Origin of the sequence: Bathymodiolus japonicus methanotrophic gill symbiont, from assembly GCF_019721995.1 — a bacterium.
Classification (GTDB): domain Bacteria; phylum Pseudomonadota; class Gammaproteobacteria; order Methylococcales; family Methylomonadaceae; genus Methyloprofundus.
The window spans coordinates 116,054-131,837 of sequence record NZ_BLYC01000005.1; the positions used below are offsets into that span (position 1 = coordinate 116,054).

Below are 15,784 nucleotides of genomic sequence, written 5' to 3' on the forward strand. Positions count from 1 at the left end.
TCTTGGCGATAATGAATCCCTGCAGTTATTTATTAATGAGCACAGTGATATCAAAGTAAAAGGCAGTGTGACATTCAAGCGCAACTCAAACGGTTATTGCTTTGTAAATTTCAATTTTGAAGTCGAGTAAAGCAGCCCGACTCACTATAAACAAATTACAGTCTCAGAAGCTGTATTCAGTTTTCTACAAGCATAAAAAAAGGTCGCATATAGCGGCCTTTTTCCAATCAGTTAAAGCAAGAGGTTATTTCAACAAACCCTGCAATAATCCATTCAGGTTATGTACAAACTCAGCAGGATCATCTAACTGCCCACCTTCGCTTAATACTGCTTGATCAAACAGGATACGGGTAAGGTCTGCAAAGCGGGTATCATCCTGCTCTTCTTTTAAGCGCTCCACCAAAGCATGCTCAGGGTTAATTTCAAAAATAGGCTTACTGCCACCCATGCCGCCCATCATCATGCTCATATCCTGGCCCGCTTCCTTCATAATGCGCTCCATATTTAGACTCATCGCATCTTGCTCGGTTACCAGACAAGAAGGTGATGCAGTTAAACGATGACTTAAACGTACACCGCTGACTTTGTCTGTTAGCACTTCTTTAATCTGGTTAATTACCGACTCAAAGTCTTTAGACGCTTCTTCTTGTTCTTTCTTATCTTCTTCTGTATCAAATTTATCCAGGTCTAACTGCCCTTTAGCAACTGATTGCAATACCTTGCCATCAAAGTCGTTCAGGTTAGACACCAACCATTCATCTACACGGTCTGATAATAATAAAACCTCGATGCATTTTTTACGGAAGATTTCTAAATGTGGACTATTTTTAGCTGCCGCAAAACTATCTGCAGTGACATAATAAATTTTGTCCTGCCCTTCCTGCATCCGACCTATATAATCTTCGAAAGACACATCCTGCGTCTCTGTATCCGTATCTGTTGAAGCAAAGCGTAATAATTTCGCAACACGCTCTTTGTTTTTATGATCTTCAATGGGACCTTCTTTGATCACATTACCAAATTGCTCCCAGAATGTAGCATATTTTTCTTTGTCGTTTTTGGCGATATTTTCTAATAAGCCCAGAACCTTCTTGACTGCACCGGCTTTAATAATGCTGATCTTTTTGCTTTGCTGTAGCAATTCACGTGAAACATTTAGTGGTAATGAGTCAGTATCAATCATACCACGGATAAAACGTAAATAACGTGGCATCAGCTGCTCGGCATCATCCATAATAAACACTTTACGCACATACAGCTTTACGCCGTGCTTGGCATCTCTATCCCACATATCAAAAGGAGCACGCGCAGGAACATAGAGCAACATGGTGTATTCGTTTGTGCCTTCAACCTTGCTATGTATATGCGCAAGAGGATCCTGAAAATCATGCCCTACATGCTTGTAAAATTCATTATATGCTTCATCATCTAAATCCTCTTTAGACTTGGTCCACATTGCCGAAGCACTATTTATAGTTTCATCTTCGACTTTAGCTGGCTCAGTTTCATTGCCGTCTTCGTCAGTGACCGCAGGAATTTCTTTAGCCATAATAATAGGCAAAGAAATATGATCAGAGAATTTTTTAACAATCGAACTTAGGCGGTAATAGTCCAGGAATTCTTTTTCTGCTTCTTTCAGGTGTAGAACAACGTCAGTACCACGCCCCTCTTTTCCAACAGTCTCAAGCGTGTACTCGCCCTCGCCTGCTGATTCCCAGGTAACCGCTTCTTTAGAACCGGCTTTACGCGTAGTCAAGGTCACCTTATCGGCAACAATAAACGCAGAGTAAAAACCCACGCCAAACTGACCAATCAATTCGCTGTCTTTTGCCTGATCACCTGTCAGTGAGTCAAAGAACTGCTTGGTACCTGATTTTGCAATCGTACCAATATGCTCCTGCACTTCTTCACGAGTCATACCAATACCATTATCACTAACGGTAATCGTATTAGCATCCTTATCGAAAGCGATACGAATTTTCAGCTCGCTATCCCCTTCATACAGGCTATCGTTTGATAGTGCTTCAAAGCGCAGTTTATCCGCTGCATCAGATGCATTGGAAATCAATTCACGCAGAAAGATCTCTTTGTTACTATACAAAGAGTGAATCATTAAGTGTAATAAATGCTTGACTTCAGTTTGAAAGCCTAGCGTTTCTTTTTTTGCTTCAACGGTCATGGTTGATAATTCTCTCCAAAATAAAAATAATTTATCTCTACGATATAAGGGTAAAGAATATTTTTTCAAGGGTAAAAAAACAAGCATCGAGTTAGTAGGCTGATTGTTGGCCTTTTTTAGGCTAGCTCTGTTATGTTTATTAATCCTGATAACTGAAGTTGGCCGCTATAAAACACCATAAGAGATTAAATATGCATGAACTTCAGCAACGCAAACAGCAGTGCCCCTACTGTGGGGAGAGTATTGAGATTCTAATTGATCCATCTGAGGCACAGCAAAATTACATCGAAGACTGTCTGGTTTGCTGTCAGCCCATTATTTTTGACGTTACCATCACTCACGAAGGCGAAATTATTATTTTCCTTTTTCAAGAAAATGAGTAATAGGCCGCGCAGGATTATAGCACTTGCAATGATTATGCAGACAATTCTATATCAGACACAGGCACAGAACTACAGGTCAGACAGTATCCTTCCTCAGGTGTAAAGGAAGGAGCTACCGGATAATGCACTTCTCCTTTAAGCAGCTTTTGGCTACATGAGCCGCAATTCCCCATACGACAACCGAACGGCAAGGCAACACCATTCGCCTCTGCAAATTCTAGCAGGCAATCGGCTTCACCCGTCCAGCTCAGAACCTTGCCGGTCTGATCAAATTTCACCTGATATTGATTTTCAGCTTTAGCTGGCGCTGATTTGCGCTTGACGGTAGATGGCCCGAAAGCTTCAAAATGAATCCGCTCGTCTGGCACACCCCACGCATCCAGTCCTTCAGCTAAGTCCGCCATCATCGGCCTGGGGCCGCAAAAATAAAAATCGAAATCATTGCCGGGCAATGTTTGCTTTAATAAATCCAGAGAAACACTCCCTTTAATATGGTAGTCCTCTCCCTGCGTATCCTGCTCGCCTGGAGCGCTGTAGCAGACGTGTAGCTTTAAATGTTTGTTTGCCTGAGCAATGGACTTCAGGTGCTGCTTCATAATCTGCTCACTGCCATTGCGGACACCATAAAAGAACCAGATATCAGAGCCGCGTTTAATACCATTTTTATGCAGATGATTGAGCATACTCAGCACCGGCGTAATGCCAATTCCGGAACCAATCATAACAATCGCTGAAAATCCTGGAAACGGAGCTTTAGCGAAGTGAAGATTTTTAGTCCGCGATAGCCGTAGGGCCGTTGTTTTGTCGGAGTCTGAGCGTTAGCGAAGGTGGAGACAAAATAAAAGGCCATCCGACACGGCGTCAAGTCATTTGGAGCCTATGTTCCGACCCCTTGTTGGGTCGGGACGAGGTGACGAGGACGAATCGGGGCCGCCGGAGGCATAAGTGGTCGCGTTAAGTTTTTGCTGCTTGCTTGGGCTGGGATGCCCAAAACAAGCTTTCGCAAAAATAGCGACTCCCCGATTTATTATGCTTTTTTCTTTCTGGAAGACAGAAATTACCATTAGGTGCCAGCACGTTTATGGTGTCGCCCTGTTTAACCTGGTCATGCAAAAACGAAGAAGAGAGGCCAGCAGGCGCGCCATGCTACCTCACGAAATTCCGGAACTCCTGTCGCCATAATTCGTTCACCTACGCAGCGGATGGGAGATGCCCTGAACGCCCTGCGTCCGCAACGACTACGCACAAAAGCCGCTTCGTCATTACTACCTCACTGGCTGGACGGCTATTCGGAATGCAATTCTTGCTCCTTTCGCGTGCTGCTAGCACACCTCGAATCAGCGAATTGCCCTGTCGCCTATCAGGGACTAAAAATCACCACTTCGCTAAGCTCCGTTTCCATGATTTTCAGCGTAGGAGAATGGCTTGTGTTTTTAGTGTTTTTGCACTTCTTATCAACATAAGTTTGCTTCCACGTATACAGCGTTCCGTAAGGAATATTTTCGGCCTTAGCTAATTCAGGTACGCTCATATTTAAGGGGGAAAGCATTTTGTTACTGAAGTTTCCCAATTATTGAGTAGCTGAAATACACAATCGCTGTCAGCCCCGGACGGGCTGATAGTCTCCAGAAGGCGCAGGGAAATTTGCCAATCCGAAGTGCGCGATAGCGCGCGAGGGAGGCTAAAATTTTATCCCGAATAGCCGTAGAGCCATTTGAGGTAGCCATGACTGAGCTGCTTTGTGCTCAGTCTGTGGCGGACGCAGGGCGGCTGGAGCATCTCCTATTCGCTGCGTAGGTGAACGAATTACGGCGACAGGAGTCCCGGAATTTCGTGAGGTAGCATGGCGCGCCTGGCTGGTGTATCGAGGTTTATTTTAGGTGGTTTTGCCATGTTTATAGCAAACCCCTACTTAATTCCCCTTAGGCAATAGCATTTGAAACGAATGAAAAGACTATTTTTTTCATATAGTTGTAGCATAGTTTCAATTTTACCATAAATAATTATTGGGAAACTTCAGTTTTGTTAATGATGGCATCTTTTCTTTCTTTTGGGTATTGAGTTGTCATGGTTTTATTTTTCCGCCCCTTGTTTGAGTTATTATTTTTCAAATAAGGCGAAAACTATCCTGACACGGTGGGGACCATTGATAGATTTACGCATATCAGTAACGCCGGTCGCCAAAAACACTTGATTAACAACAAGTCCGTTTATCATGAGATAGACCTAACCAGTTTCAGAAGCGGCTTTAATGATGCAAGTTCTGTACTGGCACAAATTTCCAGACTGAAGCCATTAGAATGAGTCACTTTGATAACTGATGAATCAGCAGGTACGCCTGATCCGTTCAACATGTCCTCTGCAACCAGTGTTACCGGAACCAATTGCTTGGCTTGTAACACTGGTGGAGCGAGCGAACTGAATTGCTTTTTGTAATAACTGAAGATATGCGGCTTGATATCATGGGCTTTGCAATACCCGACCTGAGTTAAACGACTGGCTTGCCATTGCGGTATATGATTTTGCATAGCCGCTTTATTTTGAGATGGACTCATAAATTCCTCCTGAGTTAATTGGAGGTATTAGTCTGCCATTTTTTATATTGGTTTAGAATGCGTACTTTAATTGACGCTTACGTTTAAACGTACTTCCCAAACAAATTGCAGAACTGGAAAGGGAGATTCAATCCAAGCGTAACTTTGGTCAAAGTATTGCATTAAGCGATGCTCAGCAGGACTACTATGCGGCAAGGCAATCATTATCCGCAATGAAGCAGCAACTTGATGAACATAAACAACTAGCTACAGAATTCAGTTCAAAATTTGCCGAACATGAAGCACTACTCACTGACCTGGAAGGGCTGGAAAAACTGCAGCGCACTACGCAGGAAAGAGTGGTGCAGATTGAAGCAAAACAGGCTGAAAAATTTCCTCAGGTTAAAATCATTGAGCGCGCTTTCCAGCCTCGTAAACCTTTCAGACCAGATTATTCAAGGAATGCAATGATCGCTCTCGTTGGATCGATTCTATTAGGTCTCTTCAGTGTTTGGGTCGTAGATTACCTGACTCGCAAAGAAGAACAAAATGCAGCTATCTCTATCTCTGGCCTCAATCTATACGCAGGCACATCACCGAGCTTGATCAACGGTTACCCGCAGGCAAATAAACAGTTATCACCAAGCTCACCACAATCTTTAGAGCAACAAAAGATCCCTGCACTTGAATCAGGCTTGCCTAGAGAACTCAAGGTTAAAGAATTAACCACCTTGCTAGAGACTGCTGATGTTAAAACCAGGCAACTCGTTACTTTATTGCTAAGTGGGCTTTCACTGAACGAAATCAGCAGATTAGATAAAGCACATATAGACTTAGCTGCAGACATCATTCATATCAGCGGAGATGATCCGCGCACAATACCGCTCTCCCCCACGTTAAAAGCATTGTTTGAGCAGACAGAGCCCTGCCCTGCATGGAGTAAAAACCAGAATATCACACCGAAAATGCTCGAAGCCATGCTTATTTATGCAGCTGCAGATGCCGGATTTCCTGAAACACCTGGGATTAACGTAGAATCTATCACCCATACTTATATAGTCTATCTGGTAAAGCAGGGAATACGCCTTGCAGAGCTGGAACTAATTATTGGCGACACTGACCCCGCTACATTAGCAAAATATAGCCGCTACTCACCCGCTGAAAATCATGGAAACGTAGCTTAGCGAAGTGGTGATTTTTAGTCCCTGATAGGCGACAGGGCAATTCGCTGATTCGACGTGTGCTAGCAGCACGCGAGAGGAGCAAGAATTGCATTCCGAATAGCCGTCCAGCCAGTGAGGTAGTAATGACGAAGCGGCTTTTGTGCGTAGTCGTTGCGGACGCAGGGCGTTCAGGGGATCTCCCATCCGCTGCGTAGGTGAACGAATTATGGCGACAGGAGTCCCGGAATTTCGTGAGGTAGCATGGCGCGCCTGTTGCATATAAACCAGCCTGAATATTTTCGTAGGGCGCGGCTTTAGCCGGCCCAATCGCTGCAAACATAATAAAGGCTGGCTAAAGCCACGCCCTACAAGGTACTGTTTGATATTGTACAACAAAGTTCGAAGCAAAAAAAAACCCATTCTGGTTAAAGAATGGGTTTTAATATTAAGAGCTTGGCAATTCCCTACTTTCACATGGATAAATCCACACTATCATCGGCACTAAGCGGTTTCACTTCCGAGTTCGAGATGGGATCGGGTGGTTCACGCTCGCTATGGTCACCAAGCAATCGGTGTTGATTGACTAGCTTTGATGTTTACCTTGTGCGGTATGTCTCTCGCTATCAATCGTCTCTTATTCAGCTTGTGGCTAAATAATTGGAAATCTGTGTCTGAGTTTAAGAGTCTTCGCTCTCTTACAGTAAAAACGTCTTGTCGCTTTCATATAACTCAAACAGGTAAAACCTATTTGGTGTTATATGGTCAAGCCTCACGGGCAATTAGTACCAGTTAGCTTCACTCATTACTGAGCTTCCACACCTAGCCTATCAACGTTGTAGTCTTCAACAACCCTTCAGGGAACTTTAAGTTCCAGTGAGATCTCATCTTGGGAGGGGCTTCCCGCTTAGATGCTTTCAGCGGTTATCCTGTCCGAACGTAGCTACCGGGCAATGCCATTGGCATGACAACCCGAACACCAGTGGTTCGTCCACTCCGGTCCTCTCGTACTAGGAGCAGCTTCCCTCAAATCTCAAACGCCCACGGCAGATAGGGACCGAACTGTCTCACGACGTTCTGAACCCAGCTCGCGTACCACTTTAAATGGCGAACAGCCATACCCTTGGGACCTGCTTCAGCCCCAGGATGTGATGAGCCGACATCGAGGTGCCAAACACCGCCGTCGATATGAACTCTTGGGCGGTATCAGCCTGTTATCCCCGGCGTACCTTTTATCCGTTGAGCGATGGCCCTTCCATTCAGAACCACCGGATCACTATGACCTACTTTCGTACCTGCTCGACTTGTCCGTCTCGCAGTCAAGCACCCTTATGCCATTGCACTAAACTCCTGATTTCCGACCAGGATTAGGGTACCTTCGTGCTCCTCCGTTACTCTTTGGGAGGAGACCGCCCCAGTCAAACTACCCACCATACACTGTCCCCAACCCCGATAAGGGGCCTAGGTTAGAACTTCAAACATACCAGGGTGGTATTTCAAGGGTGACTCCACCACATCTAGCGACATGGTTTCATAGTCTCCCACCTATCCTACACAAGTAGGTTCAAAGTCCAGTGTAAAGCTATAGTAAAGGTGCACGGGGTCTTTCCGTCTAGCCGCGGGTATACGGCATCTTCACCGCAATTTCAATTTCACTGAGTCTCGGCTGGAGACAGTGTGGCCATCGTTACGCCATTCGTGCAGGTCGGAACTTACCCGACAAGGAATTTCGCTACCTTAGGACCGTTATAGTTACGGCCGCCGTTTACCGGGGCTTCGATCAAGAGCTTCTCCGAAGATAACCCCATCAATTAACCTTCCGGCACCGGGCAGGCGTCACACCCTATACGTCCACTTTCGTGTTTGCAGAGTGCTATGTTTTTGATAAACAGTCGCAGCCACCAATTTATTGCAACCTTCTTCTGCTCCACCCGCAGGGGCTTCACATACAAAAGGTGAACCTTCTCCCGAAGTTACGGTTCCATTTTGCCTAGTTCCTTCAGCCGAGTTCTCTCAAGCGCCTTAGAATTCTCATCCCACCCACCTGTGTCGGTTTGGGGTACGGGTTGTTTTAACCTGATGCTTAGAGGTTTTTCTTGGAAGCAGGGCATCAATCACTTCGTTTTTCACAAGGAAAAACTCGTCATCACGCCTCAGCATTAAGAGTCCGGATTTTCCTAAACTCTCTGCCTACACGCTTAAACTTACATTTCCAACAGTAAGCTGATCTAGCCTTCTCCGTCACCCCATCGCAGTTAGAACAAGTACAGGAATATTAACCTGTTTTCCATCGACTACGCCTTTCGGCCTCGCCTTAGGTCCCGACTAACCCTGCGTCGATTAGCGTTGCGCAGGAAACCTTGGGTTTTCGGCGTGGGGGTTTTTCACCCCCATTATCGTTACTCATGTCAGCATTCGCACTTCCGATACCTCCAGCCAACTTCTCAGTTAACCTTCGCAGGCGTACGGAACGCTCCTCTACCACCTCCGTTTATAAATAAACGTCGATCCGTAGCTTCGGTACTATGCTTAGCCCCGGTAAATCTTCCGCGCAAACCGACTCGACCAGTGAGCTATTACGCTTTCTTTAAAGGATGGCTGCTTCTAAGCCAACCTCCTGGCTGTCTGGGCCTTTTCACATCGTTTCCCACTGAGCATAGATTTTGGGACCTTAGCTGACGGTCTGGGCTGTTTCCCTTTTCACGACGGACCTTAGCACCCGCCGTGTGTCTCCCGTGCTGAAACTTGTTGGTATTCGGAGTTTGCAACGGTTTGGTAAGTCGGGATGACCCCCTAGCCGTAACAGTGCTCTACCCCCAACAGTTATACACGAGGCTCTACCTAAATAGATTTCGAGGAGAACCAGCTATCTCCGGGCTTGATTAGCCTTTCACTCCGATCCACAGCTCATCCGCTCATTTTTCAACATAAGTCGGTTCGGTCCTCCAGTAGGTATTACCCCACCTTCAACCTGGCCATGGATAGATCGCCCGGTTTCGGGTCTACACCTTGCGACTATACGCCCTATTAAGACTCGCTTTCGCTACGCCTCCCCTTCTCGGTTAAGCTTGCCACAAAATGTAAGTCGCTGACCCATTATACAAAAGGTACGCAGTCACCCCGCCCCTAAATTACTCTAGAGTTGGTTTGATTCTGTCCATTAGATTTCGCTTCCCACTTCCGTGATGCTTGATGCGATATTCTCGCTTTCTTGCTCCACTGAGTGTTAAAAACGCTTCATAATAGACTACTCGCCATTGATTACTTTGGGTTGCTTTGTTGTTTCCTGCGTTATGTGACTTTAGTCTTTCTCGCAAGTCGCTTGTGCATCCATAATAAAACTTCCCTTTATCTTCTATACTTTGCAACACATAAAAATAATGCATCAGCTTCCTTTTTTAAAGTAATTTAGGGGCGGGGCTCCTACTGCTTGTACGCATACGGTTTCAGGATCTATTTCACTCCCCTCTCCGGGGTTCTTTTCGCCTTTCCCTCACGGTACTAGTTCACTATCGGTCGATAAGGAGTATTTAGCCTTGGAGGATGGTCCCCCCATCTTCAGTCAACGTTTCACGTGCATCGACCTACTTAATATGTCAAAAAAGAGTTTTCGTGTACGGGGCTATCACCCTGTATCGCGCGACTTTCCATACGCTTCCACTAACTCTATTCTGTTCGGCTGGTCCCCGTTCGCTCGCCGCTACTTAGGGAATCTCAATTGATTTCTTTTCCTCGGGGTACTTAGATGTTTCAGTTCTCCCGGTTCGCTTCTATACTCCTATGTATTCAGAGTATGATAATGACCTTATGGTCATTGGGTTTCCCCATTCGGAAATCCGCGGGTCAAAGTTTGCTTGAAAACTCTCCGCGGCTTATCGCATCCTACAACGTCCTTCTTCGCCTCTTATCGCCTAGGCATCCACCGTATGCGCTTATTCACTTGACCATATAACCCAAATACGTCTTACACAGCTCGCGCTTTTCGCACGTCTGAATTATATGTTCACTGACATTTTCGCTTTTTCTGCTTGAGAACTCATTTAATAGTTGACTCCGCTTCACTTTGGGCTTTCGCTTCGGTGTCGCTTCGTCGCTTTTAAACTCGTTTGAAACTTTTTTGGTTTATAATTTTTGCTAGTTTGATTATCTTTCAATAATCACCTTAACTTTAATAATAAATTATTAAGTTACTTTACAGATTTCCAAATTGTTAAAGAGCTTATTAGCTTTAAAAAACTAATTCTATAAGTTCTAAGGGCTAATCTTGGTGATTTTCCTTTAAAATTTATAGAATTAGTGGTTTGCTGCTTTTTTTAATCGAGTAATGGTGGAGCCAGGGAGGATCGAACTCCCGACCCCCTGCGTGCAAGGCAGGTGCTCTCCCAGCTGAGCTATGGCCCCATTTTACTGGTCTTTTTCTTGTTATGCGCCGTTGTACTTGCCTAACAATAAAATTCCTGCGTAAAACCCGTTTTTTATCATTTCGATAATAAACAGGAATTTTGTGCTAGCCAAGGCAAATAATTTCAATGTGTACGCAAGTACATGAGGAATTATTTAACGCCAGATAGCGCAAAATTGGTGGGTCTGGGAGGATTTGAACCTCCGACCTCACCCTTATCAGGGGTGCGCTCTAACCAACTGAGCTACAGACCCAATATGTGCGTTCAAGGTCAGTCTCGATTTTCTAAATCAAAATAATTTGTTGTGAGTACTCATAAAGCATTGCATGCTTTGTAAGGAGGTGATCCAGCCCCAGGTTCCCCTAGGGCTACCTTGTTACGACTTCACCCCAGTCATGAATCACAAAGTGGTGAGCGCCCTCCCGAAGGTTAGACTACCCACTTCTTTTGCAACCCACTCCCATGGTGTGACGGGCGGTGTGTACAAGGCCCGGGAACGTATTCACCGCGACATTCTGATTCGCGATTACTAGCGATTCCAACTTCATGCAGTCGAGTTGCAGACTGCAATCCGGACTAAGATCGGCTTTCTGGGATTTGCTTACTCTCGCAAGTTCGCGACCCTCTGTACCGACCATTGTAGCACGTGTGTAGCCCTACCCATAAGGGCCATGATGACTTGACGTCGTCCCCACCTTCCTCCGGTTTATCACCGGCAGTCTCCTTAGAGTTCTCAGCTTGACCTGCTAGCAACTAAGGATAGGGGTTGCGCTCGTTACGGGACTTAACCCAACATCTCACGACACGAGCTGACGACAGCCATGCAGCACCTGTCTCAGAGCTCCCGAAGGCACTCTACTATCTCTAACAGATTCTCTGGATGTCAAGGGTAGGTAAGGTTCTTCGCGTTGCATCGAATTAAACCACATGCTCCACCGCTTGTGCGGGCCCCCGTCAATTCATTTGAGTTTTAACCTTGCGGCCGTACTCCCCAGGCGGTCAACTTAATACGTTAGCTCCGCCACTAAACCTGTATATAGGCCCAACGGCTAGTTGACATCGTTTACGGCGTGGACTACCGGGGTATCTAATCCCGTTTGCTACCCACGCTTTCGTTCCTCAGCGTCAGTTTTAGTCCAGGAAGTCGCCTTCGCCACTGGTGTTCCTTCAGATCTCTACGCATTTCACTGCTACACCTGAAATTCCACTTCCCTCTCCTAAACTCGAGTTACCCAGTTTTAAATGCAGTTCCCAGGTTAAGCCCGGGGCTTTCACATCTAACTTAAATAACCGCCTACGAACGCTTTACGCCCAGTAATTCCGATTAACGCTTGCACCCTCCGTATTACCGCGGCTGCTGGCACGGAGTTAGCCGGTGCTTCTTCTATAGGTAATGTCAAGAGACGAGGTATTATGTTCGCCTGTTTTCCTCCCTATTGAAAGTGCTTTACAACCCTCAGGCCTTCTTCACACACGCGGTATTGCTGGATCAGGCTTCCGCCCATTGTCCAATATTCCCCACTGCTGCCTCCCGTAGGAGTCTGGGCCGTGTCTCAGTCCCAGTGTGGCTGATCGTCCTCTCAGACCAGCTATAGATCGTCGCCTTGGTAGGCCTTTACCCTACCAACTAGCTAATCTAACGCAGGCTCATCTATTAGCGCGAGGTCCGAAGAGCCCCCGCTTTCCCCCGTAGGGCGTATGCGGTATTAGCATGAGTTTCCTCATGTTGTCCCCCACTAATAGGCAGATTCCTACGCGTTACGCACCCGTCCGCCACTCGTCATCTGGAGCAAGCTCCAATGTTACCGTTCGACTTGCATGTGTTAAGCATACCGCCAGCGTTCAATCTGAGCCATGATCAAACTCTTCAGTTTAAAATCATTTTGTAACAGCATCAGATGTGTTACCAATCTTTGCTCGATTGTCAGAATTTACGCTTGTTAATCCGAAGATTAACGGCGTAGATTCTTATATCGATTATCTTTATCATACTAATAATCTCTACAAGTACCCACACAAATTATTTTGATTCGTATTTTTAAAGAGCTCAGAGTCAAAGTCAAGAATCTTTCATCTCTGCTGAGTCAGACTATTATACTGAGTCAAAACCCGTTGTCAACATTTTGTTTTTGTTTTTTATTTTTTGTCTTGTTTCAGCAATTATCCGGAAATCCAGACTCGACAGAAACACCACAATCCCGCTAATAATAAACATCAACCAGACCCGAAGACCCGCCCTCAACTAGCGTTGAAGAGCCGACCATTATAGCCACCATTACTCTCCGGTCAAGGGTTTATTTTAATAAAACTGAATTTAATTTCTATTAGTGCCTGATCACACAAAAAACGTTAATTGCAAGCACTTGACTTATAAGGGCCATTTCATCTATGGCAGCAAATTTGAGGCAATCTGAACAGGCTCTTTTAGCCGCGAAACTCTATTTATATAAACCTATGCCCGATATTCCTTGCGCCCCACTGGATATTGCCTGCTCAAAGTCCTGTGCTTTAATTCCGCCCAAGGCAAAAACCGGGATATTAACTTTTGCCACCCACTCTTTGAACTGCCCCCAGCCTAAGGGTTTTGCACCTGGATGCGAGGACGTTTGTTTTACTGGAGACAACACTGCGAAATCCAGTGCCAAGCTTTCTGCTTTACGTAGCTCTTGCAAGCTATGACAAGATGCTGCCACATAACCAGCTCCTTTAGGCCTTTCACTTACAGTCACCAAATCCGTTGAGACTAGATGCAGCCCTTCACCTGAAATCCTTTTTGCTGGTATTTGCGAATTAAGTAAGTAATTTAAATTTAATTCACTACATTTTAGCCGAATCTGCCCTAATAGCTGCTCAGCTTCTCGTCTACTCAGATCTTTGACCCTTATCTGCACTAACGTAACACCCTTTTGGGCAACGCACTGCAAGCCACTTAACACCTGCTGAATATTATTTCCGCCAATAATTGCGTACTGCCGGCCTAGCTTAATGGCTGATAGAATCGGCTTGTTAGCAGCGGGAAACTCATAGCTATTCAGCTTATCCAGGCTCACCCACCTTAATGCCTGTCCTTCACTCCCAACAGCCTCCCCCAAAAAGCGGTGCACTTCACGTATATGTAACCGCACATTTAGGTCAGGATAATTGTAATTACAGATAATTAACGGGCTAGAGCTTTCAGGCTGTATATTTAGCTCTTCAAGTAACTCCCTGCTTAAAGCCTGAACATCAGTCTCTGATTGCTCAAATTTGCCCCCCGGAAACTCCCACAATCCGCCCTGATGAACATTTTTCTTCCGCCTGGTAATTAAGACTCGCCCATCTTTATCACGAACAATTCCAACTGCAACATCAATCCTGGGCATTGCTTATGTTCTGTATTCCGCATTAATGCGTACATAATCATAGGAAAAATCACAGCTTAATACCTGCTGCTCCAGCCCCCCTCTGCCCAACATAACGGTCACAGTGATTTCCTGCAGATCCATTACTTTTTGTCCTGCCGCTTCTGTATACGAGCTTGCACGACCACCGTTTTCTACAATACAGACATCATCCAGATAAATAGCAATTTTATTAACATCCAGGTTATCGACCCCCGAACGCCCGACTGCTGCCAGGATACGCCCCCAGTTCGGGTCACTGGCAAAAAACGCTGTTTTTACTAATGGTGAGTGAGCAATTGTTTTCGCTACTTCAAGCGCTTCGGCATTACTTATTGCTTGCTGCACTTTAATCTTGATCAGTTTGGTCGCACCTTCACCATCTCTAATGATTGCTTCCGCCAGATGCATGCACGCCTCTTGAATAGCCACCTGGAATTGCTGCATGGCATCGCTACCAGGCATAATTTCAGGCAGTGAACTTTTTCCACTCGCCATTAATACACAGGCATCATTAGTCGAAGTATCACCATCAACAGTAATTCTGTTAAAGGATTGCTCTACCGCAACCGATAAACATTGCTGCAGGTTTTCCTGAGAAACCCTGGCATCTGTTGCTATAAAGCCCAGCATGGTTGCCATATTCGGCTGTATCATGCCCGCGCCTTTAGACATTCCAGTTATGGTAATAGCTTGCCCATCTATTTCAATTACTTTTGAGTAGCCTTTAGCAAAGGTATCTGTAGTCATAATAGCGTGCGCCGCTTTAGTCCAATTATCCGCTTGTAACTTAGCCTGAGCTTCTGGCAATGCAGCCACTATTTTATCAACCGGCAACAGCTCACCTATCACCCCTGTTGAAAAGGGTAATATCTGTTCGCGTTCAACTGCGCCAAGTTTTGCTACTGCAGAACAACTAGCCCGCACATCAAGCAGCCCTTGCTCTCCGGTTCCTGCGTTGGCATTCCCGGAGTTAATCAACAGATAACGTGGTTGCTTGACCAGATTGTCCCCGGCCACTAACACAGGGGCAGCACAAAAAGCATTTTGCGTAAAAACAGCTGCACACATGGACCCTTCTGCCATTTCTATTAATAACAAGTCATCTCGCTCGGTTTGCTTGATGCCTGCACAGGCCGTGCCTAACTTAATTCCTGGTACCGCATGCATATGCGGAAATTCACACTTTCCAACTGCCATATCATTTGCTCCTAATTTATCGCAGGCCAATACTGTAGAACGAACCATGCCTATCCGGTTATTGCAGGTTAACGCCTGGAAAACTGATCCAGTGTATGGCAAATTACTATCTCCAACTATTGGAACTGGTGTAATTGGCCTACAGGGGCTGTTATAAAAGCGCGTAGACACATAATTACATGGAATCATGTGAAACTATGCAACCAGATAGGCATGGAAAGAACTATAAACTGCTAGCATAAAGTTGCAGATTAGCGGACTAAAGTCCGCTCTACATGCCAAATTATTACGCTTTAAAAAACACCAATACCTGGCTGATCTGTTCAACCTCTTGCTCTAACAGCGCACAGCGGTTCTTGATCGTATTGACTTGTTGCGAGAGACTGAACATCGTATGTGGTAAAACTACCTCAAGCTCCACTTTACCTTTTATATAATGAATTCTGAAACTATCTATTAAAGGATAGTTTTCGGCTAAATATTCCTGTAACTCGATGTTCAAGTTTTCAGCTATAACTGGGCTAAGAAAAGTAAATTTTTCCGGC

At 45.4% G+C, this 15,784-nt stretch carries 16 protein-coding genes, 2 tRNA genes and 3 rRNA genes; 5 read left to right on the forward strand and 16 right to left on the reverse strand.

Going from position 1 to position 15,784, the window contains the following annotated elements:
- Positions 1-244: 244 nt before the first annotated feature.
- Positions 245-2,179 (reverse strand): molecular chaperone HtpG, encoded by a 1,935-nt coding sequence (gene htpG, locus K6984_RS09335; protein WP_221895371.1) that lies wholly within the window; start codon positions 2,177-2,179, stop codon positions 245-247.
- A 191-nt stretch (positions 2,180-2,370) separates the two neighbouring features.
- Here htpG and K6984_RS09340 point away from each other — a divergent pair, with 191 nt between their 5' ends.
- Positions 2,371-2,562: a CPXCG motif-containing cysteine-rich protein gene (locus K6984_RS09340; RefSeq protein ID WP_221895284.1), complete on the forward strand. Its 192-nt coding sequence runs from the start codon at positions 2,371-2,373 to the stop codon at positions 2,560-2,562.
- A gap of 32 nt (positions 2,563-2,594) precedes the next feature.
- Here K6984_RS09340 and K6984_RS09345 read toward each other — a convergent pair whose 3' ends face one another.
- The 4 genes from K6984_RS09345 to K6984_RS09350 form a co-directional block, all read right to left on the reverse strand.
- Positions 2,595-3,245 (reverse strand): 2Fe-2S iron-sulfur cluster-binding protein, encoded by a 651-nt coding sequence (locus K6984_RS09345; protein ID WP_221895285.1) that lies wholly within the window; start codon positions 3,243-3,245, stop codon positions 2,595-2,597.
- 35 nt (positions 3,246-3,280) lie between these two features.
- Positions 3,281-3,412: a hypothetical protein gene (locus K6984_RS33030; protein ID WP_263458692.1), complete on the reverse strand. Its 132-nt coding sequence runs from the start codon at positions 3,410-3,412 to the stop codon at positions 3,281-3,283.
- A gap of 27 nt (positions 3,413-3,439) precedes the next feature.
- The gene (locus K6984_RS33035; protein ID WP_263458596.1) at positions 3,440-3,568 is read right to left on the reverse strand and encodes a hypothetical protein; all 129 of its coding nucleotides are present in this window, start codon (positions 3,566-3,568) and stop codon (positions 3,440-3,442) included.
- A gap of 99 nt (positions 3,569-3,667) precedes the next feature.
- A complete protein-coding gene (locus K6984_RS09350) occupies positions 3,668-3,808 on the reverse strand; it encodes a hypothetical protein (protein WP_221895286.1) in 141 nt (46 codons plus the stop codon).
- On the opposite strand from K6984_RS09350, the gene K6984_RS09355 reads away from it, so the two are divergent.
- On the forward strand, positions 3,765-4,025 hold the full coding sequence (locus K6984_RS09355; protein WP_221895287.1) for a hypothetical protein: 261 nt from the start codon (positions 3,765-3,767) through the stop codon (positions 4,023-4,025). The genes K6984_RS09350 and K6984_RS09355 overlap by 44 nt on opposite strands.
- Positions 4,026-4,115: 90 nt before the next feature.
- Here K6984_RS09355 and K6984_RS09360 read toward each other — a convergent pair whose 3' ends face one another.
- Positions 4,116-4,289, reverse strand: coding sequence for a hypothetical protein (locus tag K6984_RS09360; RefSeq protein ID WP_221895288.1), 174 nt, complete (start codon positions 4,287-4,289; stop codon positions 4,116-4,118).
- Positions 4,290-4,301: 12 nt separating this feature from the next.
- On the opposite strand from K6984_RS09360, the gene K6984_RS09365 reads away from it, so the two are divergent.
- A complete protein-coding gene (locus K6984_RS09365; RefSeq protein WP_221895289.1) occupies positions 4,302-4,442 on the forward strand; it encodes a hypothetical protein in 141 nt (46 codons plus the stop codon).
- Positions 4,443-4,775: 333 nt separating this feature from the next.
- Here K6984_RS09365 and tnpA read toward each other — a convergent pair whose 3' ends face one another.
- A complete protein-coding gene (tnpA, locus tag K6984_RS09370) occupies positions 4,776-5,117 on the reverse strand; it encodes an IS66 family insertion sequence element accessory protein TnpA (protein ID WP_221893783.1) in 342 nt (113 codons plus the stop codon).
- Between the two features lie 212 nt (positions 5,118-5,329).
- Between tnpA and K6984_RS09375 the strand changes: the two genes are divergently transcribed.
- Positions 5,330-6,280 carry a site-specific integrase gene (locus tag K6984_RS09375; protein ID WP_221895290.1) on the forward strand — a complete coding sequence of 317 codons (951 nt, stop codon included), beginning with the start codon at positions 5,330-5,332 and terminating at the stop codon, positions 6,278-6,280.
- On the opposite strand, the gene K6984_RS09380 is transcribed toward K6984_RS09375, so the two are convergent.
- The gene (locus K6984_RS09380; protein WP_221895291.1) at positions 6,248-6,463 is read right to left on the reverse strand and encodes a hypothetical protein; all 216 of its coding nucleotides are present in this window, start codon (positions 6,461-6,463) and stop codon (positions 6,248-6,250) included. The genes K6984_RS09375 and K6984_RS09380 overlap by 33 nt on opposite strands.
- Here K6984_RS09380 and K6984_RS33040 point away from each other — a divergent pair.
- Positions 6,420-6,542: a hypothetical protein gene (locus K6984_RS33040; RefSeq protein ID WP_263458693.1), complete on the forward strand. Its 123-nt coding sequence runs from the start codon at positions 6,420-6,422 to the stop codon at positions 6,540-6,542. The genes K6984_RS09380 and K6984_RS33040 overlap by 44 nt on opposite strands.
- A gap of 168 nt (positions 6,543-6,710) precedes the next feature.
- On the opposite strand, the gene rrf is transcribed toward K6984_RS33040, so the two are convergent.
- The 8 genes from rrf to K6984_RS09420 all read right to left on the reverse strand — a co-directional run bounded on the left by rrf (position 6,711) and on the right by K6984_RS09420 (position 15,741).
- Positions 6,711-6,825, reverse strand: a 5S ribosomal RNA gene (gene rrf / locus K6984_RS09385).
- A 192-nt stretch (positions 6,826-7,017) separates the two neighbouring features.
- Positions 7,018-10,202 (reverse strand): 23S ribosomal RNA (locus tag K6984_RS09390).
- A 379-nt stretch (positions 10,203-10,581) separates the two neighbouring features.
- A tRNA-Ala gene (locus tag K6984_RS09395) sits at positions 10,582-10,657 on the reverse strand.
- A 178-nt stretch (positions 10,658-10,835) separates the two neighbouring features.
- Positions 10,836-10,912 (reverse strand) — tRNA-Ile (locus K6984_RS09400).
- Positions 10,913-10,993: 81 nt separating this feature from the next.
- Positions 10,994-12,533, reverse strand: a 16S ribosomal RNA gene (locus tag K6984_RS09405).
- The 16S, 23S and 5S rRNA genes sit together here with 2 tRNA genes alongside, the layout of an rRNA operon.
- A gap of 564 nt (positions 12,534-13,097) precedes the next feature.
- Positions 13,098-14,021 (reverse strand): Nudix family hydrolase, encoded by a 924-nt coding sequence (locus K6984_RS09410; RefSeq protein WP_221895292.1) that lies wholly within the window; start codon positions 14,019-14,021, stop codon positions 13,098-13,100.
- A 3-nt stretch (positions 14,022-14,024) separates the two neighbouring features.
- Positions 14,025-15,239 carry a bifunctional glutamate N-acetyltransferase/amino-acid acetyltransferase ArgJ gene (argJ, locus tag K6984_RS09415; protein WP_221895372.1) on the reverse strand — a complete coding sequence of 405 codons (1,215 nt, stop codon included), beginning with the start codon at positions 15,237-15,239 and terminating at the stop codon, positions 14,025-14,027.
- 286 nt (positions 15,240-15,525) lie between these two features.
- Positions 15,526-15,741 (reverse strand): hypothetical protein, encoded by a 216-nt coding sequence (locus tag K6984_RS09420; protein WP_221895293.1) that lies wholly within the window; start codon positions 15,739-15,741, stop codon positions 15,526-15,528.
- Positions 15,742-15,784 lie beyond the last annotated feature (43 nt).

What these genes read in the sequence shown, in the direction of transcription:
- K6984_RS09345 (WP_221895285.1), bottom strand. Translation starts at nt 3,245, where the DNA reads ATGCTCAATCATCTGCATAAAAATGGTATTAAACGCGGCTCTGATATC.
- K6984_RS09380 (WP_221895291.1), bottom strand. Translation starts at nt 6,463, where the DNA reads ATGGGAGATCCCCTGAACGCCCTGCGTCCGCAACGACTACGCACAAAA.
- tnpA (WP_221893783.1), bottom strand. Translation starts at nt 5,117, where the DNA reads ATGAGTCCATCTCAAAATAAAGCGGCTATGCAAAATCATATACCGCAA.
- K6984_RS33030 (WP_263458692.1), bottom strand. Translation starts at nt 3,412, where the DNA reads ATGGCCTTTTATTTTGTCTCCACCTTCGCTAACGCTCAGACTCCGACA.
- K6984_RS09340 (WP_221895284.1), top strand. Translation starts at nt 2,371, where the DNA reads ATGCATGAACTTCAGCAACGCAAACAGCAGTGCCCCTACTGTGGGGAG.
- K6984_RS09360 (WP_221895288.1), bottom strand. Translation starts at nt 4,289, where the DNA reads ATGGCTACCTCAAATGGCTCTACGGCTATTCGGGATAAAATTTTAGCC.
- K6984_RS09375 (WP_221895290.1), top strand. Translation starts at nt 5,330, where the DNA reads ATGAAGCAGCAACTTGATGAACATAAACAACTAGCTACAGAATTCAGT.
- K6984_RS09410 (WP_221895292.1), bottom strand. Translation starts at nt 14,021, where the DNA reads ATGCCCAGGATTGATGTTGCAGTTGGAATTGTTCGTGATAAAGATGGG.
- htpG (WP_221895371.1), bottom strand. Translation starts at nt 2,179, where the DNA reads ATGACCGTTGAAGCAAAAAAAGAAACGCTAGGCTTTCAAACTGAAGTC.
- K6984_RS09355 (WP_221895287.1), top strand. Translation starts at nt 3,765, where the DNA reads ATGGGAGATGCCCTGAACGCCCTGCGTCCGCAACGACTACGCACAAAA.
- argJ (WP_221895372.1), bottom strand. Translation starts at nt 15,239, where the DNA reads ATGGCAGTTGGAAAGTGTGAATTTCCGCATATGCATGCGGTACCAGGA.